At 72.6% G+C, this 19,958-nt stretch carries 15 protein-coding genes; 4 read left to right on the top strand and 11 right to left on the bottom strand.

The features are described 5' to 3' along the window. Positions 1–12: 12 nt before the first annotated feature. Complete coding sequence (locus tag ACH4D5_RS00405) at positions 13–1,674, bottom strand: glycoside hydrolase family 13 protein (protein ID WP_398297031.1); 1,662 nt, start codon at positions 1,672–1,674, stop codon at positions 13–15. A gap of 337 nt (positions 1,675–2,011) precedes the next feature. On the opposite strand from ACH4D5_RS00405, the gene ACH4D5_RS00400 reads away from it, so the two are divergent. Then, positions 2,012–3,649: a SpoIIE family protein phosphatase gene (locus tag ACH4D5_RS00400; RefSeq protein ID WP_398297029.1), complete on the top strand. Its 1,638-nt coding sequence runs from the start codon at positions 2,012–2,014 to the stop codon at positions 3,647–3,649. Here the strand turns inward: ACH4D5_RS00400 and ACH4D5_RS00395 are convergent. Further along, positions 3,646–4,167 (bottom strand): GNAT family N-acetyltransferase, encoded by a 522-nt coding sequence (locus ACH4D5_RS00395; RefSeq protein ID WP_398297027.1) that lies wholly within the window; start codon positions 4,165–4,167, stop codon positions 3,646–3,648. The two genes, ACH4D5_RS00400 and ACH4D5_RS00395, sit on opposite strands and share 4 nt — an antisense overlap. Before the next feature lie 50 nt (positions 4,168–4,217). Here ACH4D5_RS00395 and ACH4D5_RS00390 point away from each other — a divergent pair, with 50 nt between their 5' ends. Next, positions 4,218–4,574, top strand: a complete 357-nt coding sequence (locus ACH4D5_RS00390) for a 5-carboxymethyl-2-hydroxymuconate Delta-isomerase (RefSeq protein WP_398297025.1) — start codon at positions 4,218–4,220, stop codon at positions 4,572–4,574. Here ACH4D5_RS00390 and ACH4D5_RS00385 read toward each other — a convergent pair. From ACH4D5_RS00385 to ACH4D5_RS00360, 6 genes are all read right to left on the bottom strand, one after another. Then, positions 4,553–5,287 (bottom strand): TetR/AcrR family transcriptional regulator, encoded by a 735-nt coding sequence (locus tag ACH4D5_RS00385; RefSeq protein ID WP_398297023.1) that lies wholly within the window; start codon positions 5,285–5,287, stop codon positions 4,553–4,555. The two genes, ACH4D5_RS00390 and ACH4D5_RS00385, sit on opposite strands and share 22 nt — an antisense overlap. A 67-nt stretch (positions 5,288–5,354) precedes the next feature. After that, a complete protein-coding gene (locus ACH4D5_RS00380) occupies positions 5,355–6,422 on the bottom strand; it encodes a PDR/VanB family oxidoreductase (protein WP_398297021.1) in 1,068 nt (355 codons plus the stop codon). Between the two features lies 1 nt (position 6,423). Next, entirely contained in the window at positions 6,424–7,338 is a 915-nt protein-coding gene (locus ACH4D5_RS00375) for a metal-dependent hydrolase (protein WP_398297019.1), read from the bottom strand. Between the two features lie 88 nt (positions 7,339–7,426). Beyond that, complete coding sequence (locus ACH4D5_RS00370; protein WP_398297017.1) at positions 7,427–9,370, bottom strand: hypothetical protein; 1,944 nt, start codon at positions 9,368–9,370, stop codon at positions 7,427–7,429. A 47-nt stretch (positions 9,371–9,417) separates the two neighbouring features. After that, positions 9,418–9,921: a tetratricopeptide repeat protein gene (locus tag ACH4D5_RS00365; RefSeq protein ID WP_398297015.1), complete on the bottom strand. Its 504-nt coding sequence runs from the start codon at positions 9,919–9,921 to the stop codon at positions 9,418–9,420. A 495-nt stretch (positions 9,922–10,416) separates the two neighbouring features. Continuing rightward, entirely contained in the window at positions 10,417–13,551 is a 3,135-nt protein-coding gene (locus ACH4D5_RS00360) for an alpha-N-acetylglucosaminidase (protein ID WP_398297013.1), read from the bottom strand. 176 nt (positions 13,552–13,727) lie between these two features. On the opposite strand from ACH4D5_RS00360, the gene ACH4D5_RS00355 reads away from it, so the two are divergent. Next, positions 13,728–14,111, top strand: a complete 384-nt coding sequence (locus ACH4D5_RS00355) for a hypothetical protein (RefSeq protein ID WP_398297011.1) — start codon at positions 13,728–13,730, stop codon at positions 14,109–14,111. 12 nt (positions 14,112–14,123) lie between these two features. Here the strand turns inward: ACH4D5_RS00355 and ACH4D5_RS00350 are convergent, their stop codons facing one another. Genes ACH4D5_RS00350 through ACH4D5_RS00340 form a run of 3 tightly spaced genes read right to left on the bottom strand, consistent with a single transcriptional unit; the run spans position 14,124 to position 17,454 of the window. Then, on the bottom strand, positions 14,124–15,509 hold the full coding sequence (locus ACH4D5_RS00350; RefSeq protein WP_398297009.1) for a DUF1996 domain-containing protein: 1,386 nt from the start codon (positions 15,507–15,509) through the stop codon (positions 14,124–14,126). 32 nt (positions 15,510–15,541) lie between these two features. Further along, complete coding sequence (locus tag ACH4D5_RS00345; protein WP_398297007.1) at positions 15,542–16,192, bottom strand: LuxR C-terminal-related transcriptional regulator; 651 nt, start codon at positions 16,190–16,192, stop codon at positions 15,542–15,544. Beyond that, positions 16,177–17,454, bottom strand: a complete 1,278-nt coding sequence (locus tag ACH4D5_RS00340) for a sensor histidine kinase (RefSeq protein WP_398297004.1) — start codon at positions 17,452–17,454, stop codon at positions 16,177–16,179. The genes ACH4D5_RS00345 and ACH4D5_RS00340 overlap by 16 nt, the downstream gene beginning before the upstream one ends. 253 nt (positions 17,455–17,707) lie before the next feature. On the opposite strand from ACH4D5_RS00340, the gene ACH4D5_RS00335 reads away from it, so the two are divergent. Further along, complete coding sequence (locus tag ACH4D5_RS00335) at positions 17,708–19,906, top strand: MMPL family transporter (RefSeq protein ID WP_398297002.1); 2,199 nt, start codon at positions 17,708–17,710, stop codon at positions 19,904–19,906. The last annotated feature ends 52 nt before the right edge of the window (positions 19,907–19,958 follow it).

The following is a 19,958-nucleotide window of genomic DNA, read 5'->3' as shown; positions in this document are numbered from 1 at the left end:
ACCGGTCGTATCTCAGGCTGCCCACCAGACCGTTGAATCAGCCGGCAGTACGGTCCATCCCGCGTCCGGCCCGGCCTCCGGCGCCACGTCCGCGCTCGCGAGGAGCGGCGTGCCGGGCGTGGGCACCGTGACGGGGGACGCGGAGACGTTCGTCGTGCACACGAACGAACCGGCGGCGGTGGTGCGGCGGAAGGCGAGCACGCCCTCGGGCGACGGCACCCACGCGACGTCACGGCCCGCGCCGAGCGCCGGATGCGCGCGGCGCACCGCCAGGGCGCGGCGGTAGAACTCCAGCGTCGATGCCGGGTCGCCCGTCTGCGCCGCCACCGACAGGTCCCGCCACGAGTCCGGCTGCGGCAGCCAGCTCGGACCGCCCTCGACCGGCCCGAAGCCGTACGGCGGGCGCTCACCGGACCACGGCAGCGGCACCCGGCAGCCGTCCCGCGTGCCGTCCTGCCCCGAACCGCGGAAGAACGCCGGGTCCTGCCGCACCTCGTCCGGCAGTTCGGTCACCTCCGGCAGTCCGAGCTCCTCGCCCTGGTAGAGGTACGCGGAGCCGGGCAGCGCCAGCATCAACAGCGTGGCGGCCCGTGCCCTGCGCAGCCCGCGGGCCCCGTCGCCGTCGGCGAAGCGCGTCGAGTGACGTACGACGTCGTGGTTGGAGAGCACCCAGGTGGCGGGCGCGTCCACCGCGTTCATCGCGGCGAGGGAGCGGTCGATGACGGCGCGCAGCGCGGCGGCGTCCCAGTCGGTCGTCAGATACTCGAAGTTGAAGGCCTGGTGCAGCTCGCCGCGGCGCAGGTACAGGGCGCTGCGCTCGACCGTCGGGGTCCACGCCTCGGCGACGGCGATCCGCTCGGTGCCGGGGCCGGCCCCGTACTCGTCCAGGATGCGCCGCCAGTCGCGGTAGATCTCGTGCACGCCGTCCTGGTCGAAGTACGGCACGGCCTGCTTGCCGAGGAGCCTGACTTGCTCCGCGTGGCCGATGTCCGGCAGGCCCGGCGCCTTGACGAGGCCGTGGGCGACGTCGATGCGGAAGCCGTCGACGCCGAGGTCGAGCCAGAAGCGCAGGACGGAGCGGAACTCCTCGTGGACGTCCGGGTGCGCCCAGTCGAAGTCGGGCTGCTCGGCCGCGAAGAGGTGGAGGTACCACTCGCCGTCCTCGACCCGGGTCCAGGCGGGGCCGCCGAAGACGGACTCCCAGTCGTTCGGGGGCAGGGACCCGTCGGCGCCCCTGCCGGAGCGGAAGAAGAAGCGCTCGCGCGCCGCCGACCCCGGCCCGTCCCGCAGCGCCTGCCGGAACCACGCGTGCTGGTCCGAACAGTGGTTGGGCACGATGTCGACGATGAAGCGCAGCCCGAGCGCGTGGGTCTCGCGGACGAGGCGGTCGGCGTCGGCGAGGGTCCCGAACATCGGGTCGACGGCGCGGTAGTCCGCCACGTCGTAGCCCGCGTCGGCCTGCGGCGACGCGTAGAAGGGCGAGAGCCAGACGGCGTCCACGCCCAGGTCGCGCAGGTAGGGCAGGCGGGCCGTGATGCCGGGCAGGTCCCCCATGCCGTCGCCGTTCCCGTCGGCGAAGCTGCGCGGGTAGACCTGGTAGATGACCGCGTCGCGCCACCACTCCCGGGCGGACGCGGAGCCGGTGGTGGGTGCGGTGGTGACGTTCTGGGTCATGGAGTCCCTTGCCGGTACGGGGAGTTACGGGGACGGGCGCGGGGGCGCGGGGCGGGGCGGGGCGGTCGGACACTCCGGTAAAACGCCCGGCGGAACACGAAGGTCACGACGGCCTGCGCCACACCGGTGCGTTCCGGCCCGGCGCACCGGGGGGAACACCGCCCGGAGGCGGGCGCAGATCGTATCGTCACAAGCCCAGGCCACGAGGAAAGTTCCTGGATCTTCACCGTTCCCGGTCGTAGCGTCGTCATCATCTCCCGGAGCGTGCGTCGGAGCGCTAACTTGGTCGGGCGGGCCCGAAGGGGGTCTGCCCCACCAGCCCCAAAGGGGCCCCCGAGTGAGCGTCAACGGCAAGGCACGCACCACGATCCTGGTGGTAGACGACGTCGCCGCCAGCCGATACGCACTGAGCGCCGTCCTGCGCAGGGACGGCCACTCCGTCGTGCTCGCGGCCAGCGCGAGCGAGGCGCTCATCGAACTCGACGTGCGCCGACGCACCGGCGACCTGCCGGACGTGGCACTCGTCGACGTCGGCCTGCCCGACATGAGCGGCTTCGAACTCTGCCGCCGCCTCAAGGAGTCACCGCCGTTCGCCGCGCTGCCCGTCGTGCACTTCTCGGCCGCCCGGATAGCCCCCGCCGACCGGTGCCGCGGCCTCGACGCGGGCGGCGAGGCCTATCTGACCGTGCCCGCCGAACCGGAGGAGATCCAGGCCGTCGTGCGGGCCGCCGCCCGCGGCGCCCGCCACCGCACCCACGCCGAGGCCCAGGCCGGACACCTCACCCGGCTCGCCGAGACCATCCTCGACGTGCAGTCGGCCCGCTGCCCGCGCGAGCTCGCCGAGGCCGCGGCGACCGGCGCGGCCCGCCTCACCCACGGCCCCGCCGCCGCGTTCGTCCTCGGTGACGACGGCGAGGTCCACCGGGGCCTGTCGCGGCGCAGAGCCACCGCCTCACTGCCCGACGACGGCGCGCACGAGGCGGTGGCCCTCCTGATCGAGCGCGACATGTCGGGCCGGGTCGGCGTGCGCGACCTCGTCGTGCCCGCACCCCTGTGGCCGGCCGGCTTCTTCCACTCCGACCAGGCCGACGACAGCGGCTTCCCGGGCGGCGCCCGGCTCACCCTGGCCCGCGCCCGCGAAGGGGCCGCGCCGGTCTGCCTCGCCACCCCTGCGTACGCAGGCGGACTCGTGCCCGGCACCGGCCGGTTCGTGGGGCGGCTCGCCCACGCCACCGCGGTCGCCGCCGAGCGACTGCTGATGTACGAGGTGGAGCGCCACATCGCCCTGACCCTCCAGCGCAGCTTCCTGCCCGCGCACGTGCCCCAGACCCCCGGCACGGAAGTCGTCGTCCGCTACGAACCCGCCTCCCGCGACACGGAGATCGGCGGCGACTTCTACGCCTCGCTCAGCACCTCGCAGGGCCTCCTCACCGGCATCGGCGACGTCGTCGGCCACTCCCTGGACGCCGCCACCGTGATGGTCGAGATCCGGCACGCGCTGCGCGCGTACTGCATCGAGGACCCCGACCCCGGCTCCCTCGCCCGGCGCCTCGACAACATGCTGCAGCGCTACCACCCCGAGGTGACCGCCACCCTCTGCCTCGCACTCACCGACCCGGCCACCGGCCACACCCGCGTCGCCAACGCCGGGCACATCCCGCCCCTCATCGTCGGGAACGACGGCACCGCCGACTACCTCAGGGCCAGCGGCCCGCTGCTCGGCCTCGGCCTGAACAGGCCGGCGCCCACCGAGACGGTCCTGCGCCGCACCGACCGGCTCCTCCTGATCACCGACGGGCTCATCGAGACCCGCGGCACCGACCTCGCCGTCTCCATGGAGCAGCTGCGCGCGGTCGCGGCCGAGGCACCCCTCGGCGTCGCGGCCCTCTGCGACACCCTGCTCGCCTGCCTCGGCCACGGCCGCGACGACGACATCGCCCTGCTCGCCATGCGGCTGCGCGCGGACGGGTCCTAACGCACCACGAGCGGCCGCTCCATGAGCAGCACGCCGTACGGTCTTCCGTCGGCGGAGGGCTTGTCCCGGAGCTCCCCGACAGCCGCGTAACCGGCCTCTTCGTAGTACGTGCGCAGGCGCGGGTTGCTCACCATGACGTCCAGGCGGCACAAGGCGCGGCCGGCCGCGGCGATGCGCCGCTCGGCGTCCCGCAGCAGCGCCCGGCCCGTCCCCGCGGGCGCCCCGCGCCGCGTCATCAGCCGGTGCACGTACCCGGCCACCGGCGGCTGGGCGCCCCACGCCTGCTCGTCGGACCACCACAGCTCGTACGCCCCGAGGATCCCCGCCCCGTCCCGCGCGAGCCACACCTCCGCCGAGGGGGACTCGATCAGCCGGCGGAAGTGCCGCTCGTCCTTGGCGCCCGGATTCCACTGGTCGATGCCGTGCTCCAGCATCCAGCGGGCCGCACCTTCGTAGAGGTCGACCAGTGTGGCCGTGTCGTCGATGTCCGCGCTGCGGACGGTCAGTTGCGCCGTCATGTCGATCACCGTAAAGGTGGGGATGACATCGACCGAACAAGGGGTGGCCCATGCCGCAGATCACCGTCGACTACTCCGAGCAGGTCGCGGACGGCTTCGACCGCAGAGGGTTCGCCCTCGCCCTGCACCCGCTGCTCGTCGACGTCGCGGGCGCCTCGTCGGACGCCTGCAAGACCCGGTTCGTCCGGACCGAGGAGTGCGTCGTGGGCGACGGCGCGGGCAGCGACGGCATCGTCCACGTCATGATCGGACTGCTGCCCGGGCGCTCCGAGGAGACCAAGGCGCGGGTCACGGAAGGCGCCCTGGACCTCGTACGGCAGTACGTGAAGCCCGCCGACGGGCTGCGGCTGCACGCCTCAGCCGAGATCCGGGACCTGGACGCCTCCTACCGGAAGTCCGCGGCCTGAGGCGCCAGCGCGAACAGCCGGTCGAGGAGCTGGGCGAACGGGCCGTCGGCCGGCTCCGCGGCGAGGATGCCGCGCAGCAGCGCCGCCATCTCCTCGTCGTACGCGGCGCTCACAGCGGCCAGCGCCGCGAAGTCGTGCACCAACTGCAACTCCAGTTCCCCGCGCGGGATGCGTCGGCCGTCCAGCCAGATCAGCGCCGTCGACTCGGCGAGCGAGATCCATGACCGCACGACGAGTTCGAGCCGGGCGGGCGGGTCGCCGACCCCCAGATGCGCGAGGATCTGGTCGTACGCCGCCTGCCGCACCGAGTCGATCAGCGCGTTCGTCGCGGAGGCCGTCTCCCGCGCGAGCGCCCCGCCCGCCGAGACCGCGGGACCGCCCCGCATCAGCGCGGAGAAGCCGGGGCCGTGCTCGTCGACGAAGGCGAGGAAGCGCCCCATCACCCGCAGCAGACGCGCCCCGAGCGGCCCTTCGCGCGGCTCCACGAACCGCTCGGCCAGATCCTCCGCCGCCCGGCGCAACGCCGCCTCGTACAGGCTGAGTTTGCCGGGGAAGTAGTGGTAGACCAGCGGGCGCGAGATGCCCGCGGCCGCTGCTATCTCGTCGATGGAGACGTCGTCGGGGGAGCGGTGGCTGAACAGTTCGAGCGCGACCCCGATCAACTGCTGCCGCCGCTCCTCGACACCCATCCTGCGGCGCACCCCGGTTGTCATGCGAACACCTTACCGAGCAGAACCGGCCCCTCGGCCGACCGGTGCGCGTCCGCCCGGGGTGCTCGCCTCACATGTCGAGGACGATCCGCTCGCCGCGCGCCCGCGAGACGCAGATGAGCATGGAGCCGGCCCGCTCGCCGTCCGTGAGCAGCTCGTCGCGGTGGTCGATCTCCCCTTCCACGACGCGCTGTTGGCACGTTCCGCAGAAACCCTGCTCGCAGCTGTACGCGGTGTTCGGCAGCGCGGCGCGGACGGCGGCGAGCACCGTGGTGTCCGCGGCGACGGCCACCGTGCGTCCGCTGCGGCGCAGTTCGACCTCGAAGGCGGTATTGCCGTCGGCCGACGTGCGTGGCGCGAAACGTTCGAGGTGCAGCGCACACCCGTCCGGCAGGACGGCGGCGACGGCGTCCATCAGGGCCTCGGGCCCGCACACGTGGACGGCGGTGCCGCGCGGCGTCCCGTCGAGGAAGGCGGCGAGGTCCGGCAGCCCGTCCTCGTCCTCCGCGACGACGGTGACGCGCCCCCGCCCGGCCCCGCCGAGCTTCTCGACCTCTTCGAGGAAGGGCATCGAGGCACGGGAACGCCCCCCGTACAGCAGCCGCCACTGTGCCCCGGACGCCTCGACGGCCCGCAGCATCGGCAGGATCGGCGTGATCCCGATGCCCCCGGCCACGAACACGTACGACGCCGCGTCGGCGAGCGGGAAGCGGTTGCGCGGCCCGCGCACCTCGACCCGATCGCCCTCACGGAGCCCGTGCACCTCGCGGGAGCCGCCCCTGCCGCCCTGCTCGGCCGTGATCAGCCGGGTCGCGACGGTGTACGAGGAGGAGTCCTCGGGGTCGCCGCAGAGCGAGTACTGCCGCACGAGCCCCGACGGCAGCACGACGTCGAGATGGGCACCCGGCTCCCACGACGGCAAGTCGGCGCCTTCCAGGCGCAGTTGTACGACACCGTCGGCGACCGTCTCGTGCCGGGCGACGCGGAGTCGCAGCGCCCGGGAGCGGGGCCGCCCGGAGACCGGCTCCGCAAGGGCGGGCAGCGGCCACAGCGGGGAGGCCTCGATGCGGCGCCGCACGGCCCGTCTGGTGAGCAGGGCGACGCCCGCGGCGAGGGCGACGGTGCGGATGCGGGGCATGTCAGACGGTCCCCTTCTCGGCGGCGAGAGCGGCGCGGGCGGCGGGCGAGGAGGCCAGATAGGCGACGGCCTGCTCCGTGCTGCCTTCCCGCGAAGGGTGGTAACTCCGGCTCAGATAGCGGGGGATGGAGCGGATCATGGCGCCGGTGGACGGAAGCGTCCCGGCGCGCCCGCTCCGGTGGAAGTCCTTGAAGGTCGCCTTGCCGTCGACGAGCGTCGGGTCGTTCTCCATGAAGAACCGCGCCCCGCGCTGCCAGAGGAACACCAGGGCGCCGAACGCGGTCGCCCACGTCCTGGCCCGCCGCCGGTAGCCGCCGTCGACGTGCATGAACACCTCGAAGGCGACGGAGCGGTGCTCGACCTCCTCCGCGCCGTGCCAGCGCAGCAGGTCCAGCATCGTCGGGTCGGCGCCCCTGCGGTCCAGCTCCCCGGCGTTGAGCACCCAGTCGCCGAGGAACGCGGTGTAGTGCTCGATGGCCGCGATCATCGCCACGCGCTCCATCAGCCACCACCGGCTCGCCCTGCCCGGTGGCAGCGTCCGGTCGCCGAGCAGCTTCTCGAAGAGCCAGTCGACCTGCGCGGTGTACGGCGTCGGGTCGAGTCCCTGCTCCTTGAGGTGCGGCAGGACCTCGTCGTGTGCCTGGGAGTGCATGGCCTCCTGGCCGATGAACCCGATGACGTCCGCGCGGAGCCGCTCGTCGCGGATGAGCGGCAGCACCTGCTTGTAGACGTGCACGAACCAGCGCTCACCGGCGGGCAGCAGCAGATGCAGCACGTTGATGGTGTGGGTCGTGAACGGGTCGCCCGGGAGCCAGTGGAGCGGGGTGTTCTCCCAGGAGAAGGAGACGTTGCGTGCCTTGAGCGGTATGTGCTCGGACGCGACGGGCTCCGGCGCCCGGCTCTGCGTATTAGACATGGCGTCAATGTACTGATGGGTAGGCCGGGGGGTACAGGGGTCTGCGCGGGGAACTTCGGCGGGACCCCCCGGCCGGAACTCCGGTCGCCTACCGCAGCGTCTGCACCTTCGTGCCGTCGCCGAGCCTGCCGCTGAGCCGCGCCTGCGCGGTCCGCTCCGTCCTGGTGGCCAGGAGGTTGCCGGCCACGCGCGTGCCACCGGACGCGGAGATGGAGGTGACGTTCTTGCTGCCCGCGCCGAGGAGGTACCAGCTCCCGGCCCGGGACTTCCACAGGACGCCCGCGAGCACGTGCGGGGCGCGGGCGCCGCAGGCGGGGGAGTCCCCGGCCTGCGCGGCGATGGCGCCCGCGGGCCCTTCGGGGGTCCGGAACTCGGCGAGGGTACGGCTGCCGAGGCCCCGCCAGGTCTCGGCGCGGGTGCAGGCCCAGTCCGCGACGCCGTTGCCCTCGGGCAGTGCCTGACGGGCGTACGTCCACGAGTTCACGGACCGGATGCCGTGCGAGCGCACCGACGCGAGGGAGCACGCGGACTTCGACCAGTCCGCGGGCGTGGCCTCGCGCGGGGCCCGCGGGCGGCCGGCCGTCAGATGGGCGGGGACGAGCTCGCCGAGGTCGGTCGACATGCGCACCGCGCCGGAGTGGTCCCGCAGCCGCAGCGCGTTCCACGACGTGCACTGCCCGGCCTGCGCGGGCCCCGCGAAGGGCTCGGTGACACCGTCATCGGAACGGCGCAGCGCGGCGGCCTTCGTGGCGGGCTTCAGCAGATCCTGCACCGCGGCGGACCGCACCCAGGGAGCCGTCAGATAGCGGATGTTCCCGTCGGCGCGGTCGACGACGACGGCGTTCGCCTCGGCGCTGGTCGCGCCGTCCACCCGCGCGAAGTCGAGCGCCGCGCCGCTCGTGCCCTCCTGCGGTTCCGCGTACCGCACGATGCGCAGGCCGTCGTAGAGCAGCACCACGCGCGCGGAGTCGACCTCGCCGGCGAAGAGCAGCTGGGTGGGGCCGGGCGGCGCACCGGCCGCGGTGCCCGGCGTCGCGGAGACCTGCACGGACTCGCCGGGCCGCGCCCAGACGGCGAGGGCGCGGCGGAGCAGCTCCTTGTCGCCGATGAGGTTGCCGCGGGCGGGCCACACGGAGAAGTCGGTACGGGCGGAACGTTTCCACGCCCCCGCGGGAGCCGCCCGCAGCTGCGCCGGATCGAGCGCGGCCTGCCCGGCCGGGTTCTGCGCATAGGGCGGCGCGGCGGCTCCGTCGGGTCCCCAGCCGTCGCCGGGCATGCCGAGCAGGGCCCCGCACACCAGCGCGGCGGCGACCGCGACACCGGCGGCCTTCATGTGCTGCCTGCGCCGCATCAGGTCGGTCGGCCGGGCCTGGAGGGTGCAGGGGTCGAACTCGGGCGACGCGAGAAGTTCGTACCGCTCCTCGACCTCGTCGGCCTCGTCGAGGGCGTCCTCGGGGTCGTCGCAGCCCGCGGCGGTGAGGACGTCATACACGCCGTCGTCGTCGAGGCCCTCCATCCCGCGCAGTACGTAGGCGGCGCGGGCGGCACCCGACAGGTCGGCCAGCCGCTGGTCCAGGTCGAGTTCGTCGGCGCCACCCGAGCGCGGGAAGAGCCGCAGCCCGCGGACCTGCGGCAGCAGCGGCGGCAACTGCGCCCGCTTGGGCCAGGAACGCCACCGCAGGGGCTTGCCGGCGACGAGAGCGCCGCACACCACTTGGAGCCGCACGTACGAGTAGGCCGGATCCCCCTGAGGCCCCCCACTCCCACCGCTCCCGCCGCTCCCGCTGTTCCGCTGGGCCGGGACGGCGACCGCCTCGCCCGTCCTGCGGCTGCGCGGCAGGGCGCGCTGGGTGAGGGCGTGGGCGGTCAGGACCCGGCGGTTGCGGCCCAGGCTCGGCGGCAGCACCAGATAGGCGAGCCGCACGAGCCGTGGGTAGTGCTCGACGAGGGCGGCCTCGGCCTGCTCCACGTCGACGACGGGGGCGGGGCCGCTGGACTTGGGTGACTTCGGGGACTTCGGCGGAGACTGCACATTCGACGACACGTTCAGCAAAACGAGCGAATCCTCGGTTGGTCACCTCATGACTGACCGTCCGCGACGAGCGCCCGGGCGTAATGGGCCATCGACCGCTGATAGCGCGGCAGATGGGGCGCGAGCGCCCCGAGCACGAGGGCGAGCCCCTCGCGCTCACGGCCGAGATCGGCGAGGCACAGCGCGAGACAGGCGCGCACGGCGTCGTCCAACTCGTCGGAACCCGCGTCCAGTTCGCGCCTCAGCAGGGCGACACCTTCCTCGGCCCGACCCACGTTCCGCAACGAACTGGCGAGCTGTACGGCCGTACGCCGCCTGCGATACCCGTCGAGGCCGCGCTCCAGGGCTTCCTGGTAGAGCGGGACGGCGCGGTCGGAGTGGCCGGTGGAATCGAAGGCGGAGGCGCGCTCGAAGAGGCCGACGGGGTGTGCAGGGGGCAACTCGCTTACGAGGTCGTCGATCACCCCCCGAAACACCGCGCCCTCCTCCTCCCCGTAGGAGTCGAACTTCCCCCAAGCCTCGGCAACCCGCTGCTCCCACGCTTCATCCATCCCCCCACGGTGACATCCACCCCACCCCTGGGCCACCCCTTTTCTTGGGCGGAGCGGGTGGGTCCCCCTGCACCGTCCCGCTGGGGCAGGGCCCCAAGCCCGCCGCTCCGCGGCGGATGCTCCCCACCCACCCACCCGTTTGCCCCGCGCCGTCCCGCGGGGGTAGGGGCGGGTGGGTGGGGGTTGCTCTGCGATGTCCCGTGGGAGTAGTGCGGGTGGGTGGGGGTTGCCCTGCGACGCAGCTGCCACGCAGGGGGCAAAGGCGTTGAACCCCCACCGGGGCGCAGCCGCGATGGAGACGGGAGGGGACGTGGGGGTATGTGCGCACGGAGCACTGAGCGCGCTGTGGCGTCTTTGTTCTTGAGGCGTGGCGCGTAGTGATGGCGAGTACGTACATACCCCCGCGGCCCCGCACCCACAGACGGGCAGAAGGCGCGACCCGCACCACGCGCACGCGCCACGCGCCACAGGGCCCGGCGCGCACGGAGCAGCCCCCTACCCTTCCACCCCCCACCCGCTGAACTCCACCGTCCCGCGCTCCCCGTCACCCCCGTTCGTCGCGCTCATGAACAGGCCCACGTCCTGAGCCGGTGCCGCGCCCGGGACCTGCACCGTTGCCACCGTGCGCCACGTCGCGCCGTCGTCCGTCGAGAACGCGCCCGTGAACGACGTGCCCGCGCGGGACAACCGCAGCGTCACCGGCGCCTTGACGCCGGTGACGCGCTGATACGTGTCCAGCGTGCCGTCACCGTTCGTGTCGTAGGAGAGGACGACCCCGTTGGCGGGGGTGACGGCGAGGTTGACGAAGCCGGGGGAGAGCGGCGTGCGCAGGGAGTTGCGGGTGATGAGGCCCGCCCGGGCCCACGGCCCCGTCACCGCCTGCGCGTCCACCCGTACCGTCACCGACACCCCGTCCCGCAGCGCCCCGCCCCGGTACAGCGTCCCGAACTCGGCGGTCCCCTTCCACAGATCGGCGCCGCCCCCGTCGATCGCGTACCGCCCCGCGAGCTCCCCGAACACGGCGGCGTTGTTGCTGTAGGTCAGCCACGCGTCGCTCACCGGACCGGCCTCGAACAGCGTGCCCTCGTACACGGACCGCACCCGGCGCTCGCCCAGCGGCCCGTACCGCACGGCGATCTCGTAGGGGAGCGGCCGCAGCGGGCGGTCCAGCGGGGTTCCCGGTGTGGTGGCCCGCCACGCCACCTTTCCCGTGCCGGCGGGCGCGACCCGTGGCAGCGACACGGGCCCGACCGGCTCCGCCTCGATGCCGGTCAACGTGAAGTCGACGCGCCCGGTGGCGCGCAGCCCGTTGACGTTGCGGAAGGTCGCGGTCAGCAGGGAACGGCCGCCCGGCGGGACGGCGGGCGGGTCCGCCGTGACCTCCAGGGTGCCTTGGTAGGGCGCCCGCGCCAGCACGTCCCGCGCGCGCGAGACCGTCCGGTACGGCGTGCCGATGGGGCGAAGCGGATAGTCCTTCCGCTCCCGCGTCCAGGGCTCCTCGAACGCGAACCAGTCCACCGGCTTCGCCGGCCGCCCGGCGGCCAGCGTGTCCGCCAGCTCGTCGAGCCACTTCTGCCAGCGCGGCACGTAGAAGTCGCCCATGAGGCCGTGCCATTCGCGGTTGCCGTAGTCGTGGAGCCGACCGGCGTCGGAGGTGGCCCGGTCGCCCCACACGGTGATCAGGACCTTCGCGGTGCGCTCGAACTCCGCGCGCTCCGCGTCGTTCGTCCCCATGCGGCGGGCGTCCTCGACCCAGGGGCCGAGCAGGAACGCCGGGTGGGTGCCCGTCACGTCGTCCGACAGCCGCATCAGCCGCAGCCACAGCTTCGACAGGGCGCCGAAGGCCTCCCGGTCCTTCCGCTCGTACGCGGCCCTCAGCTGCGGCAGGAGCTGGCGGCTGCGGTGCGCGAGGGCCTGCCGGGCGACGTCGACCAGGTCGTACCGGTAGGCGGCGCTGTCCCGCAGCGCGCCCGACACCCCGAGGAGCCCGGTGAGCGCGGCGTCGAACCGCCCCGGGTCGTAGGTGAGCGCGCGCGGCGCGTACTCCGCGGCGCGGGCGGCCGCGAGGTCGGGCCGGGCGGCGAAGAGCGAGTCGTGCGGGTCGCTGCGCTCGACGGCGGTGTGCTGGTAAGCGGTGTCGTGCAGCGCGCGCCACGCGGCCCGCGCGTCCCGGTCGCGTCCGCCGTACCGGAAGTCGGCGTACGAGGAGAACCACGCGGCCCGGTCCAGCGGGCTCTTCGTCCAGGCCAGTTCGGAGAAGAGCTCGAAGGCGGCGGGATCCCGGTCGGTGGCCTCCGGCATGAAGGCCGTGCCCACCAGCGCGCTGTTCTTCTTGTCGCGCCAGGCGAAGAACCTCTCGTTCCACAGGTGGGTGCGGGCGCCGATCGTCGTGCGCCCGCCGAAGTTGGGGATGGTCCCGAAGGCGTACGGCGTGCCGCCCCAGTCCTTCTCCCGGTCCGTGACGCTCGCGTACCGGTCCGAGACACCGTCGACGATCAGCATCCGCTTCTTGTCGACGGCGTCGAGCAGCGCGGGCAGCGGATTGGCCTCCCAGCCGAGTATCACCCAGGTCGCGCCGGGCCGCGCCGTCCGCAGGGCCGTCTCCACGCCCCGGGCGGCGGCGGGCACGGGCACGTCGCCCGCGGTGCCGCCCTCGTGCAGGAGGTCCATCTTGAAGAGGTCGGCGGGGCCGAAGAGCTGCTCCTGGTGCCGGTAGAAGGAGGCGGCGACCCGCGCGAAGGCGGAGGTGCGCGGGTCGAGCCAGTCGGGTCTCCGGAACCCGTGCCAGACGCCCTGCGGCACGACTCGCGCGTCGCCGCCGTTGCGCTCGACGAACCCGTCGGGGACGTGGCCGTAGTAGCCGGGCAGCACCGGGGCGATCCCGAGCTCCCGCAGCCGGCCGACGATGCGCCGCCCCAACCCGGCCCGGTCGTCGATGAGTTGCTGTGACAGGGGCCCGCCGTACCCGGACAGGTTCTGCAGCAGCCACCACGGCTGGTGCGAGGGGGCGGGCAGCCACGCCCTGGCCTCCGCGTCGGAGTAGCCGAACTCCTGCAGCACGCGGTGGTACACGGCCTCGGCGCCCGCTATGACCAGGACTTCGTTGCAGCCGTGCAGGGCGAGTACGTCGATCATGCGCTCCCAGTACGCCCAGTCGGCGTACGGCGCGGTGTACCCGTCGTTGGTGTCGTTCAGGGCGAACCGGTGGGGGAGCGAGGTGGACCGCTCCAGCGGCCGGGCCGGCGCGGGCAGTCTGCGCGGCAGGTCCAACTGGCTGCCGTTCCAGGTGATGTGGGCCCCGCACACGTACTTCAGGTACCAGTGGACGCCGGTGAGCAGCACCGCGGGCGTCGTGCCGGACACCTCGATCCGGCCCGTGGTGCCGGTGACTCTGAAGCGGTCCTCGCGACCCTCACCGCCGCGCGCGGGGACGAGTCTGAGCCGGATCTGTTGCGCGTGGTGCGGCAGGAGTCTGTTGAGCGCGGAGCGCGCGGCATCCGTATCCAAGGCGGGAGCCTCGGCGGGTCGTGCGGCCGCGGTGCCGGTCAGGGCCGGCAGGCCGCCGACCGCGGCACCGAGGCCGAGGGCCCCCGCGCTGCCGAGCACGGTACGTCGGGACGGTTCGGACATGTGTACCCCCTGGGGTGAAGGCTGCGCGCACGGTATCCGCGTCGCCCCGCGTGCTCAACGGTCCACGTGGAGCGGACGGGTCGAGATAGCTGAAAGGGAGTGCTGGGACGATGAGGGCAGCGCGAGGCACGCGGAAGGCGCGGACGGTGCGGGCAGCACGGAGCGCCCTTTCGGGCATGGCTGTGGGAGCCCTGCTGGCAGTGGTGGGATGCGGCTCGGGGGGTGACGACACACCGCGCACGGCGAGCGGCAGCCTGGAGCAGCTGGCGGCCGAGGCGGGATGCAGGCCCGACGTCCGGACGGACGCGGCCGAACTGCGCCAGGCCACCTGTGAGAACGGTGCCCGGCGCTATGTCCTCGTAACCTTTACAAACGCCCGTGGCCAGGCCGAATGGCTGGACGAGGCGAACGACTACGGCGGTACGTACCTCGTCGGCGGCAGCAGCTGGGTCGCGGTCGGGGACGCCGACGACATCTCGGCGCTGCGCGACCGGCTCGGCGGAACCGTGGTGGACGCCGCGGGGAGGCACGGCGACCACCACGGCCGGCACGAGGGGTGAGCGGTACCGCGGTCAGGCGCAGCGCTGCCCGGAGTTGACGCACTTCGCGACGCGCCGCATCAGCCGTTCGTCGAAGACGTTGATGAAGTCGCCGTGGTCGGTGACGGGTTTGTGCAGCTGCTCGGGGAACGAGTCGACGGCGAAGCCGGGCCCCGGCGGCACGTCGTACACGACGCGCTGCACCAGCTGGGGAATGGCGCGGAAGCCCCGCGGGCAGGCGCCGGTGCGCCGGTCGGCGAAGGCGACGTGGGTGCGGTGGTTGGCGCTGTCGGTGTTCTGTCCGTCCCAGCAGCTCTGGAAGTTGAAGGTCCTGACGACTTTGCTGCCCTCGGGGCAGATCGGGTATTTGTCCGTCAGCTGCCGGTTCTCGAATCCGGTGCAGCTCCATGACGCGTTGGCGTTGGCGTCGCCATTGGTGAAGGCTTTGGCGTCACCCGTGATGATGCGCAGGAAGCGCGGCATGGCGACGACCTTGCTCACGGGATTTCCGGCGAACTTCAGGGTCACCGACGACGGTGTCTGGATTTCGCCGACGTTCTGGTCCTTTCCGCCGCCGTCGGCCTGGGCGTCGTCCTCGTTCTGCCCGTTCTGGAGCCTCAGGACGGGCCAGTAATACGTCGACTTGTCGCCCTGATTGCGGCAACTGGTCTGCCCGGCGGCGAGATCGGCGTCACTGGAGAAGGCGTCCGTCGCCTGGTTTCCCACGTAGTCGTGCATGTGGTGGGCGCCATTGCTCACACCGGGCGCGACGATGACGTTGTCCGGATTGAATTTGCCGTTCTCGTTCCGTCCGCATTTCGTGGTGAAGGTGCCGCGGGAGGCATTGCGGCCGTCGCGGGGGCGCTTGACGTTCGGCTGAACGGATTCGATCTCGACGAAGTCACCGGCCTCGGGCCCGTTACCGCTCTGCCCTTGATCTTGACCCTGGTCCTGATCCTGCCCCTGCCCCTGGTCGTCGGCGCGCAGCGTGCAAGGCGCCATGCTGTCGATCCCCTCGGGGGGCCGGGCGCCGGCCTGGTCCAGAGCATTCGTGATGCCGCCGAGAGTCTCCCTGCGTTTCTCCGCCAGGGGCGCGAGCAGGGACTCCTTGTCCGGTGTCCGTGCGAATTGCCCGTACGCCTCCGTGATCTGGCCGTCGAGGTCGGCGAGTCGCCGGTCCACTTCGCCCCGCGCGGCATCGGGCACCTCGGGCAGTTGATTGCCCACGTCCGGGCAGCTGATGGTCGACACCTGCTGTCCGGAATCCCCGGAACCCCGCGGAGGGGGCCGGTCCGCGCCTTCTCCGGCATTCGCGTAGACGTTCACGGCGACCAGAGCGCCGCCGCCCATGATGAACGCTGCGGACGTGGCGACGACGCGCCGCGTCAGCCTTGATCGTTTTCGTGAGGTACGTCCCATGGGACTACATACGCATCAGCGGCCCGGCGTGTTCAGCGCCCCTGGTCCAGATACGCGAGGACGGCGAGGACCCGCCGGTTGTCGTCGTCGGAGACCGCCAGGTCCAGTTTCCCGAAGATGTTGGACGTGTGTTTCGCGATGGCCCGCTCGGTGACGACGAGCTGCGCCGCGATGGCCGCGTTCGACCTGCCCTGCGCCATGAGTTCGAGCACCTCGCGCTCGCGCGGGGTGAGCGCGGCGAGCGGCTCCTCGGCGGAGTGCCGCGACAGGAGCTGCTGGATCACCTGCGGGTCCATCGCGGTGCCGCCGGCCGCGACCCTGCGCACGGCGTCGATGAACTGCGCGGCGTCGAACACCCGGTCCTTGAGGAGATAGCCGACGCCGCCGTTCCCGTCGGCGAGGAGCTCGCGCGCGTACAACTGCTCGACGTGCTGGGAGAGGACGAGGACGGGCAGTCCGGGCCTGGCCCGGCGGGCGGCGAGCGCGCACTGCAGGCCCTCGTCGGTGTGGGACGGCGGGAGCCGGACGTCCACGACGGCGACGTCCGGCCGCAACTCCGCGAGCGCCTTGGTCAGTTCGGGCCCGCTCTCCACGGCCGCCGCGATCTCGAAGTCGAACGCCTCCAGCATCCGCACCAGGCCGTCGCGCAGCAGGAAGAGGTCTTCGGCTAGGACAACTCGCAAGGGATCTCCATGGTCACCATGGTCGGACCGCCCGCGGGGCTGCTGACGGCCAGTACGCCGTCGAATGTACCGAGTCGGCGTTCGACACCGCTCAGGCCTGACCCGGAGCCGATCGCGGCGCCGCCCTTGCCGTTGTCCGTGACGGCGATGCGCAGCATGCCGTCCGCGTGGTGCATGTCCACCCAGATGCGGTCGCCCCCCGAGTGCTTGATCGCGTTGGTCAGGGTCTCGCTCACCGCGAAGTACGCGGCGGACTCAACCGGCGCCTCGACCCGCCCCGCCAGCTCCACGTCGACCTCGGTGGCGATCGGGAGGCGCAGCGCGAGGGCCTTCACCGCGTCGCCGAGGCCGCGTTCGGCGAGGACCGGCGGGTGGATGCCGCGCACCAGGTCGCGCAGCTCGGTCAGCGCCTCGCCGGAGTTCTGCCGGGCCTTGGCGAGCAGCTCCTTGGCCTTGGCGGGGTTGGACTCGATCATCGCCTCGATGGTGCCGAGGTCCATGCCCATGGCGACCAGGCGGGCCTGCGCCCCGTCGTGCAGGTCGCGCTCGATGCGGCGCAGCTCGGCGGCGGAGTTGTCGACGGCGTCGTGCCGGGTCTCGGTCAGCCGGTCCACGCGCCGGGCCAGCTCGCGCTCCCGCATGCTCGTGGTGGGGGCCAGGAACGTACGGGCCAGGAGGAAGTGGGCGCGCACGAGGGACGGGTTGACGAGGACGCCGAGGGCGAAGAAGCCCATGCCGAGCAGCGCCGCCTGGTTGGCGGTGGACTGCGAGGTGACGTGGATGAAGGCGAACCACTCGCCGCCGCCCGCGTCGTGGATGGGCTCCCAGACGCCGAGGGCGAGCACCCAGCCGTACACCATGTAGAGCAGCAGCGCGGGGGCGAAGATGACGACGACCGGGGCCGCGGTCATGTTCACCAGGAGCCACTGGAGGTCGCGCCAGGTCGCCGGGTCCTTCAGCATCAGCGTGCAGCGCTCCACCTGACCGGTGACTCCGGGGCGCAGGTCGGCGGGGAAGGGGCGGTAGGCGTCCGGGATCGTCACGCCGGACCACTCGGCGGCCCGGCGGCGGTAGGAGTTCGCGTACGCGCGCACGCCCGCGAGGACGAGCGGGGTGGTGAGGATGCCGACACCCAGCAGGATGAACGCGATCGAGAGGACCGAGAACACGAAGAGGACGATCGAGCCCACCAACGCGAAGATCGTCAGATAGAGGCCCCTCGCCCCCGCGATCAGTGCGTCCTTGAGCCTCGTCATGGTCATCAGTCCCTCTCGTCGTCCCCGTGGGTCCGGCCGCGTTCCCCGCGTCCGGCACGGTCATATCTTCGCCGGTGCCGGGGTGCGGGTCATTGGGCCCGCCACCCGGGCCGGGGGTGTACCTGACGACACCCCCGGCCTCGCCCTGTGCCTCCGCGAGAGGGGGCTTCGGCGGCTGGGGCGCGCGGCCGCCGATTTCTAGCGTGAGTGACGTCTTATCCGACGCATACAGACGCAGATCTGATGGGGGCGAAGCGCCATGAGGCGGAATCTCGCGGCACGACTCGGTGTGTGGAGCGCACACCACCGGAAGGCGGCCATCCTCGGCTGGCTGGTCTTCGTTGTCCTTGCCACGGTCATCGGCGGGGCCTCCGGCACGGTCACCGCGTCCGACGACGAGATGGGGGTCGGCGAATCGGGCCGGGCCGCCGAGATCCTGAAGGACGCGGACATCGACGAGCCCGCGGGCGAGCTCGTCATGGTCAGCGCCTCCGACGGGGCGTCCGCCGGCGGCTGGCGGGACGCGGCGGCCGACCTGTCGAAGGCGCTGACCGCGACCGGTGACGTACGCGACCTCAAGGCGCCGCTGCCCTCCGAGGACGGCAGGGAAGCGCTGATCCGGTTTGAGGTCAAGGGTCCCTCCGATGAGGCCGCCGACCGCGTCGAGGCGGTCCTCGACGCCGTGGCGAAGGCGCAGGAGGACGGCGCGGCACACGGCATCACCGTCCACCAGTTCGGCGACGCCAGCTCCGAGAAGCACCTGTCCGACCTGCTCGCCGACGACTTGAAGAAGGCCGAGTTCACCGCGGTGCCGCTCGCGCTCGGCATTCTCCTGGTCGCCTTCGGTGCCGTGGTCGCGGCGCTCCTCCCGGTGGGGCTCGCGCTCACCGCGTGCGTGGCGGCCTTCGGACTGCTCTCCCTGGCCAGCCATCAGCTGCACCTGTTCGAGACGACGTACTCCGTGATGTTCCTGATGGGCCTCGCGGTCGGCGTCGACTACTGCCTGTTCTACCTGCGCCGCGAGCGGGACGAGCGGGCCGCCGGGCGGGACGCCGAGACGGCGCTGCGGATCGCCGCGGCCACCAGCGGCCGCGCCGTCCTGGTCTCCGGTCTCACGGTCATGGTCGCCATGGCGGGCATGTTCCTGTCCGGGCTGCTCCTCTTCAAGGGCTTCGCCGTCGCCACGATCCTCGTGGTGTGCGTGGCGATGCTCGGCTCGGTCACGGTCCTGCCCGCGCTGCTCGCCGCGCTCGGCGACCGCATCGACGCCGGCCGCATCCCGTTCCTCAACCGCCGTGCCAAGAAGGGTGTGCACGCCAGTGGCGGCACCGCGGCGACAATCCTGAGGCCCGTCCTCGCCCGCCCGAAGTTCTTCGCCGTCGGCGCCGCGGTCCTCCTGCTGGCCCTCGCCGCTCCCGCGCTCGGCATGAAGACCGAACAGCTCGGCCTGGAGAAGCAGTTCGGCTCCGACGCCCCGCTGTCCGTCTCCTACCAGCGGATCACCGATGAGTTCCCCGGCGGCCCCGCTCCGGCCCGGGTGGTCGTCGAGGCCGACGACATCGGCGCGCAGCCGGTGCGGGCCGCGCTCGACTCGCTGACCGAGAAGGCCGGTGACGGCGCCGAACTCACCGTCCACAAGGCGAAGAACGTCGCCGAGATCGAGATTCCGCTGCCCGGTGACGGCACCGACGCCGAGGCGAAGAAGGCCCTGCACGAACTGCGCGACGACACGGTGCCCGCGGCCTTCGAGGGAGTGGACGCGACGGCCCACGTGGGCGGTGACCTGGCATCGTCCGAGGACTTCAGCGACCAGCTCAGCAAGGGCATCGTCCCGGTCTTCGCGTTCATCGCCGCGGTGACCTTCCTCCTGATGCTCTTCAGCTTCCGCTCGGTGGTGATCGCGGTGACGTCGATCGCGCTGAACCTGCTGTCGGTGGGCGCCGCCTACGGCGTCATGACCGCCGTCTTCCAGTACGGCTGGGGCGCGGAGCTGATCGGCTCGGAGCAGGTCGGCGCGATCGAGAACTGGATGCCGCTGTTCGTCCTCGTCGTCCTGTTCGGCCTCTCCATGGACTACCACGTGTTCGTGGTGTCCCGGATCAGCGAGGCCCGCGACCGCGGCATGGACAACCGCTCGGCGATCCGCGAGGGCATCACGCGCACGGCAGGTGCGGTCACCGGCGCGGCCGTGATCATGGTGGCGGTCTTCGCGGTGTTCGGCACGCTGTCCATGCAGGACATGCAGCAGATGGGGGTGGGCCTCGGAGTGGCGGTCCTCCTGGACGCGACGGTCGTCCGCATGATCCTGCTGCCGTCCCTGATGGCCCTGCTGGGCGAGCGCAACTGGCACACGCCCCGGTACCTGCGGTGGCTCCCGCGGGTCTCCCACGGGGAGGAGGCGCCGGCCGCCCCGCCGCGGCCCGGCCCGTACAACACCCCGGTGGCCAGCCGCCGTTGACGAGACACCCCGCACACGTGAACGTGACCCCGGCGCCCACCCGGCGCCGGGG

This window comes from Streptomyces sp. NPDC018029, assembly GCF_044327655.1.
Taxonomy (GTDB): Bacteria; Actinomycetota; Actinomycetes; order Streptomycetales; family Streptomycetaceae; genus Streptomyces.
The sequence above is the reverse complement of the archived record's forward strand: the minus strand, read 5'-3'. Positions and strand labels throughout refer to the sequence as shown.

Excerpts from the sequence above, each read along its gene's own strand:
- ACH4D5_RS00405 (WP_398297031.1), bottom strand. The coding sequence starts at position 1,674 with ATGACCCAGAACGTCACCACCGCACCCACCACCGGCTCCGCGTCCGCC.
- ACH4D5_RS00395 (WP_398297027.1), bottom strand. The coding sequence starts at position 4,167 with ATGACGGCGCAACTGACCGTCCGCAGCGCGGACATCGACGACACGGCC.
- ACH4D5_RS00390 (WP_398297025.1), top strand. The coding sequence starts at position 4,218 with ATGCCGCAGATCACCGTCGACTACTCCGAGCAGGTCGCGGACGGCTTC.
- ACH4D5_RS00385 (WP_398297023.1), bottom strand. The coding sequence starts at position 5,287 with ATGACAACCGGGGTGCGCCGCAGGATGGGTGTCGAGGAGCGGCGGCAG.
- ACH4D5_RS00380 (WP_398297021.1), bottom strand. The coding sequence starts at position 6,422 with ATGCCCCGCATCCGCACCGTCGCCCTCGCCGCGGGCGTCGCCCTGCTC.
- ACH4D5_RS00375 (WP_398297019.1), bottom strand. The coding sequence starts at position 7,338 with ATGTCTAATACGCAGAGCCGGGCGCCGGAGCCCGTCGCGTCCGAGCAC.
- ACH4D5_RS00365 (WP_398297015.1), bottom strand. The coding sequence starts at position 9,921 with ATGGATGAAGCGTGGGAGCAGCGGGTTGCCGAGGCTTGGGGGAAGTTC.
- ACH4D5_RS00360 (WP_398297013.1), bottom strand. The coding sequence starts at position 13,551 with ATGTCCGAACCGTCCCGACGTACCGTGCTCGGCAGCGCGGGGGCCCTC.
- ACH4D5_RS00355 (WP_398297011.1), top strand. The coding sequence starts at position 13,728 with ATGGCTGTGGGAGCCCTGCTGGCAGTGGTGGGATGCGGCTCGGGGGGT.
- ACH4D5_RS00350 (WP_398297009.1), bottom strand. The coding sequence starts at position 15,509 with ATGGGACGTACCTCACGAAAACGATCAAGGCTGACGCGGCGCGTCGTC.
- ACH4D5_RS00340 (WP_398297004.1), bottom strand. The coding sequence starts at position 17,454 with ATGACCATGACGAGGCTCAAGGACGCACTGATCGCGGGGGCGAGGGGC.
- ACH4D5_RS00335 (WP_398297002.1), top strand. The coding sequence starts at position 17,708 with ATGAGGCGGAATCTCGCGGCACGACTCGGTGTGTGGAGCGCACACCAC.